Source organism: Serratia sp. CY52157 (assembly GCF_052168495.1).
In the GTDB taxonomy this organism is placed as follows: domain Bacteria; phylum Pseudomonadota; class Gammaproteobacteria; order Enterobacterales; family Enterobacteriaceae; genus Serratia; species Serratia ureilytica.
Map to the genome: position 1 here is coordinate 106,209 of NZ_JBJNMO010000006.1, position 13,090 is coordinate 119,298.

9 protein-coding genes are annotated in these 13,090 nt (G+C 58.8%); 3 read left to right on the plus strand and 6 right to left on the minus strand.

Features of this window, described 5'->3' with window-relative positions; translation table 11 throughout:
* Positions 1-149: 149 nt before the first annotated feature.
* Both rho and trxA read right to left on the minus strand, forming a co-directional pair.
* Positions 150-1,409: a transcription termination factor Rho gene (gene rho / locus ACJ8IP_RS19170; protein WP_004934188.1), complete on the minus strand. Its 1,260-nt coding sequence runs from the start codon at positions 1,407-1,409 to the stop codon at positions 150-152.
* Positions 1,410-1,809: 400 nt separating this feature from the next.
* Entirely contained in the window at positions 1,810-2,136 is a 327-nt protein-coding gene (trxA, locus tag ACJ8IP_RS19175; RefSeq protein ID WP_004934187.1) for a thioredoxin TrxA, read from the minus strand.
* Positions 2,137-2,267: 131 nt separating this feature from the next.
* Here trxA and rhlB point away from each other — a divergent pair, with 131 nt between their 5' ends.
* Together rhlB and ppx are read left to right on the plus strand one after the other, a co-directional pair.
* Positions 2,268-3,554: an ATP-dependent RNA helicase RhlB gene (gene rhlB, locus ACJ8IP_RS19180; protein ID WP_033645045.1), complete on the plus strand. Its 1,287-nt coding sequence runs from the start codon at positions 2,268-2,270 to the stop codon at positions 3,552-3,554.
* 5 nt (positions 3,555-3,559) lie between these two features.
* Positions 3,560-5,056: an exopolyphosphatase gene (ppx, locus tag ACJ8IP_RS19185; RefSeq protein ID WP_099782464.1), complete on the plus strand. Its 1,497-nt coding sequence runs from the start codon at positions 3,560-3,562 to the stop codon at positions 5,054-5,056.
* 32 nt (positions 5,057-5,088) lie between these two features.
* Here ppx and rep read toward each other — a convergent pair whose 3' ends face one another.
* The gene (rep, locus tag ACJ8IP_RS19190) at positions 5,089-7,113 is read right to left on the minus strand and encodes a DNA helicase Rep (RefSeq protein WP_033645047.1); all 2,025 of its coding nucleotides are present in this window, start codon (positions 7,111-7,113) and stop codon (positions 5,089-5,091) included.
* Positions 7,114-7,222: 109 nt separating this feature from the next.
* Here rep and ppiC point away from each other — a divergent pair, with 109 nt between their 5' ends.
* Positions 7,223-7,504 carry a peptidylprolyl isomerase PpiC gene (ppiC, locus tag ACJ8IP_RS19195; RefSeq protein WP_004934175.1) on the plus strand — a complete coding sequence of 94 codons (282 nt, stop codon included), beginning with the start codon at positions 7,223-7,225 and terminating at the stop codon, positions 7,502-7,504.
* A gap of 25 nt (positions 7,505-7,529) precedes the next feature.
* Here ppiC and ACJ8IP_RS19200 read toward each other — a convergent pair whose 3' ends face one another.
* The 3 genes from ACJ8IP_RS19200 to hmsP form a co-directional block, all read right to left on the minus strand.
* Positions 7,530-9,035, minus strand: a complete 1,506-nt coding sequence (locus ACJ8IP_RS19200) for a M16 family metallopeptidase (protein WP_033645048.1) — start codon at positions 9,033-9,035, stop codon at positions 7,530-7,532.
* Between the two features lie 260 nt (positions 9,036-9,295).
* Entirely contained in the window at positions 9,296-10,582 is a 1,287-nt protein-coding gene (locus ACJ8IP_RS19205; RefSeq protein WP_033645049.1) for a dicarboxylate/amino acid:cation symporter, read from the minus strand.
* Positions 10,583-10,855: 273 nt separating this feature from the next.
* Positions 10,856-12,862 (minus strand): biofilm formation regulator HmsP, encoded by a 2,007-nt coding sequence (gene hmsP, locus ACJ8IP_RS19210; protein WP_042783438.1) that lies wholly within the window; start codon positions 12,860-12,862, stop codon positions 10,856-10,858.
* Positions 12,863-13,090: the final 228 nt, after the last annotated feature.

Genomic DNA, 13,090 nt, shown 5'->3' on the forward strand with positions numbered 1-13,090 from the left:
GCCGACCGGCGCGAAACCGACCGACAAACAAGATGAATTCTCAATAAGTCGAGGAAACAACTTACTTTTCCATTACTGCTACTTATCGTATCCGCCAAAAGCGAAAAACGCCACGACTAGGCGTGGCGTTCAGCGAATTTTTTAACGAATTATGAGCGTTTCATCATATCGAAGAATTCATCGTTGGTTTTAGTCATCGCCAACTTATTAATGAGGAACTCCATCGCGTCGATTTCACCCATCGGATGAATGATTTTGCGCAGGATCCACATTTTTTGCAGCTCTTCAGAGGTAGTGAGCAGCTCTTCTTTACGGGTACCGGAGCGGTTGTAATCGATAGCCGGGAATACGCGTTTCTCGGCGATTTTACGCGCCAGATGCAATTCCATGTTGCCGGTACCTTTAAATTCTTCGTAGATCACTTCGTCCATCTTCGAACCGGTATCAACCAGCGCGGTCGCGATGATGGTCAGGCTGCCGCCCTCTTCCACGTTACGCGCCGCACCGAAGAAGCGCTTCGGACGATGCAGGGCGTTGGCGTCCACACCACCGGTCAGCACCTTGCCCGAGGCCGGCACCACGGTGTTGTAGGCGCGCGCCAGACGGGTGATGGAGTCGAGCAGAATGATCACGTCTTTCTTGTGCTCAACCAGGCGCTTGGCCTTCTCGATCACCATTTCGGCCACTTGCACGTGACGCGAAGCCGGCTCGTCGAAGGTCGATGCGATCACTTCGCCTTTCACCAGGCGCTGCATCTCGGTCACTTCTTCCGGACGTTCGTCGATCAGCAGCACCATCAGCACGCAGTCTGGGTGGTTGTAGGCGATGCTCTGCGCGATGTTCTGCAGCAGCATGGTTTTACCGGCTTTCGGCGGTGCCACGATCAGGCCACGCTGGCCGCGGCCAATTGGCGCCGCCAGATCCAGTACGCGCGCCGTCAAGTCTTCGGTCGAGCCGTTGCCGCGCTCCATCCGCAGACGGGAATTGGCGTGCAGCGGCGTCAAGTTCTCGAACAGGATCTTGCTGCGGGCGTTTTCCGGCTTGTCGTAGTTGACTTCGTTGACTTTCAGCAGGGCAAAATAGCGCTCGCCTTCTTTTGGCGGACGAATCTTACCGGAAATGGTGTCACCTGTGCGGAGGTTGAAGCGGCGGATTTGGCTAGGGGATACGTAGATGTCGTCGGGACCGGCGAGGTAGGAACTGTCTCCAGAGCGGAGGAAACCGAATCCATCCTGCAATATCTCGAGCACGCCGTCGCCGAAGATATCTTCTCCGCTTTTCGCATGTTGCTTCAGAATGGAGAAGATGATGTCCTGCTTGCGCATGCGGGCAAGGTTTTCCAGCCCCATATTTTCGCCGAGAGTAATCAGCTCAGAAACCGGCGTATTCTTTAATTCGGTAAGATTCATAGTGGTGGGTTCTTAAACTCGGGGTATGTCTCGAACTTGTATCGTGAATGGTATGGCAGCGAGATGCGTGCCTGTTTACTGGACGTTCGATCACCGGGCGCAGAGCCGTCGCGGTAAGAAATGGCTTACATCGGGCGCACGCATTGACGGTTGAAGATCGAAGGTACCTTAAAAATGATTTTTGCAAAACCGTTTGATTGCCAAAACACGGGTTGAGTTCAGTTTACTTTCAACGCCGGTGGTTCGACACAGAGTATAGCTTTAGATTCAAACTCTTTAGATTTAAAACTTCGGGCAAGTTCTATATGCAGTGTGGTTAAACTTAACACGCTTCTTGGCAGGCGTCTAGCGGTGAATTGAACATCACCGCCAGGCGCCTGATACTGGGCTTCCCGCCCGATTACAGATTCGCGTTCAGGAAATCTTTGAGCTGACCTTTGGACAACGCGCCAACCTTGGTCGCGGCCACTTCACCGTTCTTGAACAGCAACAGCGTAGGGATGCCACGGATACCGTACTTAGGCGCGGTAGCCGGGTTCTGATCGATATTCAGCTTAGTGATGGTCAGTTTGCCTTCGAACTCTTCGGCAATCTCATCCAGAATCGGAGCAATCATCTTGCACGGCCCACACCATTCAGCCCAGAAATCGACCAGGATCGGCCCTTCCGCTTTCAGCACGTCAGCTTCGAAGCTGCTGTCAGTCAGGTGAATAATTTTATCGCTCATGTTCTACTCCACAGGATTATGTCTACCTTGTTGGTGTAGCATTAACCAACTCAAGGTGATTTTATTGCACCGCGTTTATTTCAACGGATGTGCTTTCGTAAAGCAATAGTTAGCTGATATTCTACCACACTATGAGCAAAACACACTTGACCGAACAGAAGTTTTCCGACTTCGCCCTGCACCCGTTAGTCCTTGAAGCCCTTGAGAAAAAAGGGTTTCACAATTGCACGCCCATCCAGGCGTTAGCATTGCCGCTCACGCTCTCCGGGCGTGACGTTGCAGGTCAGGCGCAAACCGGTACCGGAAAGACGCTGGCGTTTTTGGCGTCTACTTTTCACTATTTGCTGACCCACCCGGCGAAACAGGATCGCCAGACCAATCAGCCGCGCGCCTTGATCATGGCGCCTACGCGTGAACTGGCGGTGCAAATCCACTCCGATGCGGAAGCCCTCTCCCAGAGCACCGGCCTGAAGCTGGGCCTGGCCTACGGCGGCGACGGCTACGACAAACAGCTGAAAGTGCTGGAAAGCGGCGTGGACATTCTGATTGGCACCACCGGCCGTTTAATCGATTACACCAAGCAGAACTATGTCGATCTCGGCGCGATGCAGGTCGTCGTGCTGGATGAGGCCGATCGCATGTACGATCTCGGCTTTATCAAAGACATCCGCTGGCTGTTCCGCCGCATGCCTGCGGCCGATCAACGCCTGAACATGCTGTTCTCCGCCACGCTGTCCTATCGCGTACGCGAACTGGCCTTCGAGCAGATGAACAACGCCGAATATGTTGAAGTGGAACCGGAACAGAAAACCGGCCACCGCATTAAAGAAGAGCTGTTCTACCCGTCCAACGAAGAAAAAATGCGTCTGCTGCAGACGCTGATCGAAGAAGAGTGGCCGGATCGCGCCATCATCTTCGCCAACACCAAGCACCGCTGCGAAGACATCTGGGGCCACCTGGCCGCCGACGGTCACCGCGTCGGCCTGCTGACCGGCGACGTGGCGCAGAAAAAACGCCTGCGCATCCTCGACGACTTCACCAAGGGCAATCTGGATATCCTGGTCGCCACCGACGTCGCCGCGCGCGGTCTGCACATTCCCGCCGTCACGCACGTCTTCAACTACGATCTGCCTGACGACTGCGAAGACTACGTGCACCGCATCGGCCGTACCGGCCGAGCAGGCGCCAGCGGCCACTCCATCAGCCTGGCTTGTGAAGAGTACGCGCTCAACCTGCCGGCGATCGAGACCTATATCGATCACAGCATTCCGGTGAGCAAGTACAACAGCGATGCGCTGCTGACCGATCTGCCGGCACCGAAGCGCCTGTCGCGTCCGCGCGGCGGCAACGGCCCACGTCGCAACTCCGCGCCACGTCGCGGCGGCGCGCCGCGCAGCAACCGTAAACGCTCGAGCTGATCGCCATGCTCAGCTCCAGCACGCTTTATGCTGCCATCGATCTCGGCTCCAACAGCTTCCATATGTTGGTGGTGCGCGAGGTCGCCGGCAGCATTCAGACTCTGGCGCGGATAAAGCGCAAGGTGCGCCTGGCGGCCGGGCTGGATCAGCACAATCACCTGTCGCATGAGGCCATGCAACGCGGCTGGCAGTGCCTGCGGCTGTTCTCCGAACGCCTGCAAGACATCCCGCGCGAGCAGATCCGCGTCGTCGCCACCGCCACCTTGCGCCTGGCGTCCAACGCCGATGAGTTCCTGCAGGCCGCCGAGCAAATCCTCGGCTGCCCGGTGCAGGTCATCAGCGGCGAAGAAGAAGCGCGGCTGATTTATCATGGCGTCGCGCACACCACCGGCGGGCCGGATCGGCGGCTGGTCGTCGATATCGGCGGCGGCAGCACCGAACTGGTCACCGGCACCGGCGCACAGGCATCGCAGCTGTACAGCCTGTCGATGGGCTGCGTCACCTGGCTGGAGCGCTACTTCAGCGATCGCAACCTCGGGCAAGAAAACTTCGAGCGCGCCGAACAGGCCGCGCGCGAAATGGTGCGGCCGATCGCGCCGCAGCTGCGCCAGCACGGTTGGCAAATCTGCGTCGGCGCTTCCGGCACCGTACAAGCGCTGCAGGAAATCATGGTGGCGCAAGGCATGGATGAACGCATCACCCTGCCCAAGCTGCGCCAGTTGAAACAGCGGGCCATTCAGTGCGGCAAGCTGGAAGAGTTGGAGATCGAAGGGTTGACGCTGGAACGCGCGCTGGTCTTCCCGAGCGGCCTGTCCATTCTGCTGGCCATCTTCCAGGAGCTGGGCATCGAAAGCATGATGCTGGCCGGCGGGGCGCTGCGTGAAGGCCTGGTTTACGGCATGCTGCATCTGCCGGTGGAGCAGGATATTCGCATCCGCACCATCCGCAACCTGCAGCGTCGCTACCTGATCGACACCGAGCAGGCCGAGCGCGTCAGCCAGCTCGCCGCCAACTTCTCGCAGCAGGTCGCCAACGAGTGGCAGTTGGATGCGCGATGTCGCGAGCTGTTGCACAGCGCCAGCCTGATCCACGAACTCGGCCTCAGCGTCGATTTCAAGCAGGCGCCGCAACACGCCGCCTACCTGATCCGCCACCTGGACTTACCCGGCTTTACCCCCGCGCAGAAAAAACTGCTGGCCACCCTGCTGCAAAACCAGAGCAACACCCTCGACCTGTCGCTGTTGAACCAGCAAAACGCCCTGCCGCCGCGCACCGCGCAGCGTCTGTGCCGCATTTTGCGCCTGGCGATCATCTTCGCCAGCCGCCGCCGCGACGACACGCTGCCGGCGGTGCGTTTACGCGCCAATCAGGACGATGAACTGACGGTGATCTTGCCGCCGGGTTGGCTGGAGCAGCATCCGCTGCGCGCCGAGGCGCTGGAGCAGGAAAGCCACTGGCAGAGCTACGTCCACTGGACGCTGCGGTTGGAAGAACAACGTTGAAATAGCAAGGGCGCGATGAGCGCCCTTTCTTTTTAATTCCCACCTTTGGCCTTGGCCAGCTGGGCGCGGATATTGGCCAGATGGCTCTGCCCCTTCTGCATCCGCTCCTGGGGGCTCACCACTTTGCGCTCGGTTTCCCACGCCAAATCGTCCTGCGGCAGCTCCAGCAGGAATCGGCTCGGCTCCGGCCGCACCAACTCACCGTACTGACGGCGTTCGCGGCACAGGGTGAAGATCAGCTCTTTTTGCGCGCGAGTGATCCCCACATAGGCCAGACGCCGCTCTTCATCGACATTGTCTTCGTCGATGCTGCTCTGGTGCGGCAGCAGCCCCTCTTCCATACCCACCAGGAACACGTAGGGGAACTCCAACCCTTTGGAAGCGTGCAGCGTCATCAGCTGCACCTGATCCAGCTCCTCTTCGCTTTCACCGCGCTCCATCATGTCGCGCAGGGTGAAGCGCGTCACGACCTGGGTCAGCGTCATCGGCTCGTCCAAATCGTTGCCTTCCAGCATCTCCGTCATCCAACCGAACAGCGTATTGACGTTTTTCATCCGCATTTCGGCGGCTTTCGGGCTGGTCGAGGTTTCAAACAGCCAGCTCTCATAATCCACGCCGCGGATCAGATCGCGCACCGCCGCCACCGGCTCACGCTCCGCCTGTTGGGCGATGCCGCCCAGCCAGTGGGTGAAGCGTTGGAGCGATTCCAGCCCGCGCCCGGTCAAATGCTGGCTCAGCCCCAGATCGAAGCTGGCATGGAACAAACTCTTGTTGCGCTGGTTGGCCCATTCGCCGAGCTTCTGCAGCGTCGCCGGGCCGATCTCGCGCTTGGGGGTATTGACGATGCGCAGGAAGGCGCTGTCGTCGTCCGGGTTGGTCAGCACGCGCAGGTAGGCCAGCAGATCCTTGATCTCGGGGCGAGAGAAGAACGACGTGCCGCCGGAAATCTTGTACGGAATGCGGTTCTGCATCAGCATCTTTTCAAACACCCGCGACTGGTGGTTGCCACGGTAGAGAATCGCATAGTCGCCGTAGTTGGTCTTTTTCACGAAGTGGTGGGCGATCAGTTCCCCCACCACGCGTTCGGCTTCGTGATCCTCGTTGTTGGCGGTCACCACCTTCAGCTCTTCGCCATACCCCAGCTCGGAAAACAGCCTTTTTTCAAACACGTGCGGGTTATTGGCGATCAGGATATTGGCCGCCTTCAAAATGCGCTCGCTGGAACGGTAGTTTTGCTCCAGCTTGATCACCTGCAGCGCCGGGAAATCTTCCTTCAGCAGCACCAGATTCTGCGGCCGCGCGCCGCGCCAGGAGTAAATCGACTGGTCGTCGTCGCCCACCACGGTAAAGCGCGCGCGATGGCCCACCAACAACTTCACCAGCTCGTATTGGCTGGTGTTGGTATCCTGATACTCATCCACCAGCAGATAGCGGATGCGCTGCTGCCAGCGTTCACGCACCTCTTCGTTGCGTTGCAGCAGCAGCGTCGGCAACAGGATCAAATCGTCGAAGTCCAGTACGTTGCACGCCCGCATATGGGCGTGGTAAAGACCGTAGCAATGGGCGAACAGCTTGTCGCGCTCCGAGCGCGCCAACTCTGCCGCCCGCTGGGGATCGATCAGGTCGTTTTTCCAGTTGGAGATGGTCGAAATCAGCTGCGCCACCAGCGTCTTATCGCTTTCCAACCACTTTTCGGTCAGCTCTTTCAGCAATGCCAGCTGATCCTGGTCGTCGAACAGCGAGAAGTTGGACTTCATGCCCAGCGCCACATATTCCCGCTTGATGATTTCCAGCCCCAGAGTGTGGAAGGTGGAAATCATCAGCCCGCGCGCCTCTTTGCGTCCCAGGGTTTGCGACACGCGCTCTTTCATCTCGCGCGCGGCTTTGTTGGTAAAAGTCACGGCGGCGATGTGCCGCGCCTGATAGCCGCAGTGGTGGATCAGGTGGGCTATCTTGTTGGTGATAACGCGCGTCTTGCCGGAACCGGCACCGGCCAACACCAGGCAGGGCCCGGTAACGAATTCGACGGCTTGTTGTTGGCTGGGGTTTAATCGCATGGCGCTGACTTGCTCGACTGTAAAACGTGGAAGGGAATTGTAGCAGAAAGCGCCGATGAGATTTAGCGGGTATAATCAGCGCAATTTTCGCATCGACAAAGGCAATACCATGGCAAAAACGGCGTGCGCCCTGCACATTCTGGTAGACAATGAAAAGCTGGCCAACGAGCTGCTGGCCAAGCTTAAGCGCGGCGTCAGCTTCGACACGCTGGCGCGCAAATACTCGAGCTGCCCGTCAAAACGCAACGGCGGCTCGCTGGGCGAATTCAACAAAGGCGCAATGGTGCCTGCGTTCGATAAAGCGGTGTTCAGCATCCCGCTGCTCAAACCTTACGGCCCGGTCAAAACCCAGTTCGGTTACCATATCATCAAGGTGCTGTACCGCAACTGAGGGGGCCTGAGCCCCCTGCCACGAATTACTGCGCGCCAGCGGCGTCCGTCGCCGGCGAAGCGACTGCGGTGTCCGCCGGTTTGGCTTCTTCCGTCACCACCGCCGGCGGCGGCATCATGATGCCGTTATAGGTATCCTGCAGCTGCTTCATGCTCATTTCCGGCTCGCCCTTCGGCTGCATCAGCACCAGCGTCGCGTCCTGAGACAACTGCAGCTTCAGCGCCTGATTCAGCGTCTCCAGCGTCAGGCTGGACAGGAACTCCTGGCGCAACTTCTGGTACAGCTCCGGCGCGATATCCACCACCCCGCTCTGCTGCGACCGCAGACGCTGGCTCATCAGCACGTCGGTGTCGGTACGGGCGTAGGTCGCGAACAGCTTGCTCAGCTGATCGTTTTTCTGCGCCAGCAGCGCATCGAATTCCTCTTTCGACAGGCCGTTGTCACGCACGTTGGCCAGTTCGCGGGCAATGAAGCCCAGGCTGCCGTTCAGATTGTTGTTCGGCGTATCCAGGTGGATGGCGCACTGCCCGCGCTGGTACTGCACGCGGCAGTCAAAGCCCAAATGCAGGTTTTTCTGGTCGCTTTTTTCCAGCGTCTGCTGGAGGTGCCAGAACAACGCCTCGCGGGCGAGATCGCCACGCCAGTAGCGCAGCAGGCTTTGCGAATCGCGAATCGGATGCCACGGCGAATCCCACATGATCGACAGCGTATCCTGCTTCACCTGCTCGCTGATCAGGCTCACCGGCTGCTGCGGCAGCGGCGTCAGGGTCGGCATCGGAGCCGGGGTTTCACGTTTGCCCTGCAGCGGCGAGAAAGCCTTGTTGATCTGCTCGCCCAGGCTGCGGCTGTCAACCTTGCCGACCACGAACAGCGTCATGGCGTCCGGTGTGTACCACTGCTGATAGAATTTCTTCAACTGCTCAAGGTTGACAGGCCGTTTCGCCGGCTGCGCCGGATCGTGCGCCAGCAGCGTCGAGCCTTTCAGGCGGTAACGCCACCAGGCGTCTTTGGTATTGGGTGGGAAAGTGCCGACCGGATTGATGCTGGAATTCATCACCGCGTGCACCGTGTGCTCGTCGATCGCCAGTTTGCCGGTCGTGTCCGCCAGCCAGGCCAGCGCTTCTTTCAGCAGATCGGGCCGGTTGTTCGGCAAGCTGAGGTTATACATGGTGAAATCGTACGAGATGATAGCCGGCGGCAGCGGCCGCTCGTTATCTACGCTCTGCTGCCACAGCGCCCGCAGCTGCGGCGCCGTGAAGCTTTCGCTGCGCGTCAACGCCAGCCGCGGCAGCAGGTGGGCAAAGCCGGTCTGCTGCGAAGACTCCACCAAAGAGCCGGTATTGACGATCAGCCGCAGTTCCACGCGGTCGCTCGGCCGCTGCGGCGTATCGAGAATCTGCCATGAAAACCCGTTGGCCAGCGCCCCCTGCTGCCAGGCAGGATCGGGTTGTAGTGCTTCAGCCTGCACGCTGCCACTGGCTGCCGCCAGTAGCAGCCCACCAACTATAAGATGAATTCTGGTGCCCTGCATGTGAACCCCTACTTAATGACTATCCAATTTCTTATGCAAATGCGTGTATTCCATTCAATGGAATCATAAAAATACGCCCTGAGTTTCACGGTGGGGCGGAAAGCAGAAAGTGTACCATCGTGTTAGACCGCGCGCCTTTGCGGATGTCACTCATTAGAGTGAAAAATAATAGATTGCGGGGTTTTTAATGCAAAAAATCGTTACGAGGCAGGGGAAGAAGCTCACCGGCCGCGGATGCGGCCGGTGATTTACCGCCGAAATCAGGCGGAAGGCAGCGTTTTGTCCGCGCCGGTGTTTTTGTTGTTCAGGGTGTCTTTCAGCTGCTTCTCATCCAGCTGATTACACCATTTGGCCACGACCACGGTCGCCACGCCATTGCCCACCAGGTTGGTCAGCGCGCGGGCTTCCGACATAAAGCGGTCGATGCCGAGGATCAGCGCCAGGCCGGCCAGCGGCAGGTGGCCTACGGCGGAGATGGTGGCGGCCAACACGATAAAGCCGCTGCCGGTCACGCCCGCCGCCCCTTTGGAGGAGAGCAGCAACACCACCAGCAGGGTAATCTGATGCATGATATCCATGTGGGTGTTGGTCGCCTGCGCGATAAACACCGCGGCCATGGTCAGATAGATAGAGGTGCCGTCCAGGTTGAAGGAGTATCCGGTCGGGATCACCAGACCCACCACCGATTTCTTGCAGCCCAACTTCTCCATTTTATCCAGCATGCGCGGCAGCGCGGATTCAGACGACGATGTCCCCAGCACGATCAGCAGCTCTTCTTTGATGTAGTTGACGAATTTGAAGATGCTGAAACCGTTGGCGCGGGCGATGCTGCCCAACACCACCACCACGAACAGAATGCAGGTGATATAGAAACACACGATCAGCTGGCCGAGTTGCACCAGCGTGCCGACGCCGTATTTACCGATGGTAAACGCCATGGCGCCGAAGGCCCCCAGCGGCGCCAGGCGCATGATCATGTTGATGATGCCGAAAATCACCCGCGAGAAGCTGTCGATCACGTTGTAGATCAGCTGCCCTTTGTCGCCCAGACGATGCAGGGCGAAGCCGAACAGCACCGCGAACAGCAGCACCTGAAGAATGTTGCCGCTGGCGAACGCGCCGATCACGCTGCCGGGGATGATGTCCAGCAGGAACGGAATGATACCCTGCTGCTGCGCCTGCTCGGCGTAGATCGCCACCGCTTTGGCGTCCAGCGTACCGGGATCGACGTTCATGCCGGCGCCCGGTTGCACCAGGTTGACGATCACCAGGCCGATAATCAGCGCGAGGGTGCTGACGATTTCAAAATACAGCAGCGCGATGGCGCCGGTGCGCCCCACCGCCTTCATGCTTTCCATGCCGGCGATGCCGGTCACCACGGTGCAGAAAATCACCGGGGCGATAATCATCTTGATCAGTTTGACGAAGCCATCGCCCAAGGGTTTCATCTGGGCGCCGAGGTCAGGGTAGAAGTGGCCAAGCAGGATACCCAGCGTGATCGCCGTCAGCACCTGAAAATAGAGGCTCTTAAAAATTGTTGTTTTCATATGAACATCCTATGGGGGGAAGACACGCACCAGGCGGCAGTCTAAAAATCCAGCCTGTTCATTGCTTGCGCGGAAAATAACACCCACTTAACAACATGGAAATAATTTGTTGCACCCACCCCTCAGGGTTGATGTGAATTTAAGAGCTGAAACGCGTCAGTCCGGGTGCAAAGCTGAAAATTGCGTAAGCCTTTGTTTGCACTAACGCAAAAGAGGTATGATTGGAATAGCGATTTTCGGACGGGGAAAAGTACCGGAAAGGTAACGCGGCGCTCACGGCGCCGCGCGGCAAAACTCGGTTTCGAACGCTTCACGCGGCAGCGGCCGAGCGAACAGGAACCCTTGCCCACTGCGAATGCCATGCTTCAGCAGCCAGTCGCGCTGCTCGGCGTTTTCCACGCCTTCGGCCATCACCGGCAACGCCAGCACTTCAGAGATTGAACTGACGATGCGCACCATCGCATCGTCGGCCGGCAGCCCCTGAATGAAACTGCGGTCGATTTTAATCAAATCGATCGGCAGGGATTTCAATCGGTTCAGGTACTCCAGGCTGGAGTAGCCCATGCCGAAGTCGTCCAGCGCGATCGACAACCCCAGATCGTGCAGCTCGCGCAGCAGCGCCAGCGCGCGGTCGAGATCGTCGATGCGTACCGTCTCGGTGATCTCCAGCAGCAGCTTGCGCGGATCGATTCGATACTGCGCCAGCAGATTTTTCAGATGCGGAACAAACGCCTCGTCCTGCATCTGAATGCCGGAAACGTTGACCGCCAGCGGCAGCGCAATGCCGCGCTGCTGCCAGTCCGCCAGGATACGGCAGGACTCTTCCAGCACCCAGTTGCCGAGCGGCACAATCACGCCCAGCTCTTCCGCGAGCGGAATGACGTCGGCCGGCAGGGTATAGCTGCCGTCGTACTGCTGCCAGCGCAGCAACGCTTCTGCGCCAATCACCTCGTTGGACTGCATGTCGATCTGTGGCTGCAGGAACAGCGTGAAATGCCGCTGCTCAATGCCGTGCAGGATCTCGCTCTCCTGCGTCAATCGCTTCTGCGTGCGCTCCGTCAGGCTGGGTTCGAAGAACAGGATCTGATTTTTCCCTTCGCGATGCGCGGACATCATCGCCGAGGTGGCGCTGCGCAGCAGCTGTTCCGCGCTCTCCCCCTGATTGAGGTAGTGGGCGATGCCGATGCTGGCGTTGGGCCGCAGCGCCAGGCCTTCCAGCGTCAACGGCGCGTTGATCTCCGCCATGATGCGTCGCGCCAGCTGCATGGCGTGGAACGGCCGCTCGATGCCCTTGGCCAGGATGGCGAATTCGGTATTGCTCAGCTGTGCCAGCACGCCGTTTTCGTCGATGCAGCCGCGCAGCTTCTTCGCCAGCGCCAACAGCAATGCCTCGCGCATCGCCGGGCTCATCACGCCCGACGCTTCATGCAGCGTCTCGATGCCGATCACCAGCAGGTTAAAACGCTCGGGGCGCAGGCTGGAGGCGATATGCTGTTCCAGCAACGCGTTCAGCAAGGCCGGGTTCGGCAGTTCGGTCACCGGGTGGCGGGTGCTCAGGCGGCTCATGTCGGCATGCGCCTTGGCCAGCGTCTGTTGATTGCGGTTGTAGTTGCGCACCAGCAGGCCGAGCTCGTCGTCCTGGTGCAGCGCCGGCAGCATCAGCTGGTGATAAGGCGCTTCGTCCTGCGAGATGTTTTCCAGCTCTTTGGCCATCGCGCGCAGCGGATGCACCATCAGCCGGTTCATGCACCAGGTGATGGACACCGACAGGATCAGCGCCAGCAGCAGGTAGGTCGACAGCATGGTCGACAATATGCTGAGGATAAACTGATACATGCGGAACGAATCGGCCTGCAGCACCAGGTAGGCCAGCGGCTGCTGGTTGGCCGGCACCCGTTCCAGCGAATAGAGCGGCACGGATATTTGGATAGGCAGCTCAAACAGCCGGGCGATCAGCGTCGGCACCGGCCGCTCTGGCGGGAAATTGGCGTGCAGCGCCTGAAACTCGTTCGGCAAGACGATATCCGCCCGGCTGAGAATGCCGACCGGCAACAGCGTGTTCAGCACCTTTTTGGCTTCCGGCACGTCCATGCGCAGCACCGCTTCCGCCAGCGGCTGGCGTACGGAGTGAGCGATATTCTCCAGTTGCTGGGCGTAGTCATCCCTGCGCTGCTGCACAAAATGGAACAACTGAATCACGATAAAGATACAGATCGTGACCAGCGCCACGCCGGACACTGTCGCCATCTGCTTAATCGTTAACGAACGCCTGACCCGCAAACCTGCTCTCCGTAAAATCGGGCTGAAACAAAAAGGGGGCTGACTCTCACCCGCCCCCTCGAACCGGGCTGAGTATACTCGATCATCGGCTGTTTTTATCTGGCTATGCCGCAGGCATAACCAAGAAAATCGCGGGTTTCAGTCTTTTCCTAGAGCGAACAAACACGACCCGGACACAGGGTAACAAAACTCCCCGGTGTCCGACACTCCGAATCTCTCTCCTCCCGG

Bases quoted from the DNA above. Each gene is read 5' to 3' on its own strand.
- rhlB (WP_033645045.1), top strand. From the start codon at position 2,268: ATGAGCAAAACACACTTGACCGAACAGAAGTTTTCCGACTTCGCCCTG.
- ppx (WP_099782464.1), top strand. From the start codon at position 3,560: ATGCTCAGCTCCAGCACGCTTTATGCTGCCATCGATCTCGGCTCCAAC.
- ppiC (WP_004934175.1), top strand. From the start codon at position 7,223: ATGGCAAAAACGGCGTGCGCCCTGCACATTCTGGTAGACAATGAAAAG.
- rep (WP_033645047.1), bottom strand. From the start codon at position 7,113: ATGCGATTAAACCCCAGCCAACAACAAGCCGTCGAATTCGTTACCGGG.
- ACJ8IP_RS19200 (WP_033645048.1), bottom strand. From the start codon at position 9,035: ATGCAGGGCACCAGAATTCATCTTATAGTTGGTGGGCTGCTACTGGCG.
- ACJ8IP_RS19205 (WP_033645049.1), bottom strand. From the start codon at position 10,582: ATGAAAACAACAATTTTTAAGAGCCTCTATTTTCAGGTGCTGACGGCG.
- trxA (WP_004934187.1), bottom strand. From the start codon at position 2,136: ATGAGCGATAAAATTATTCACCTGACTGACAGCAGCTTCGAAGCTGAC.
- rho (WP_004934188.1), bottom strand. From the start codon at position 1,409: ATGAATCTTACCGAATTAAAGAATACGCCGGTTTCTGAGCTGATTACT.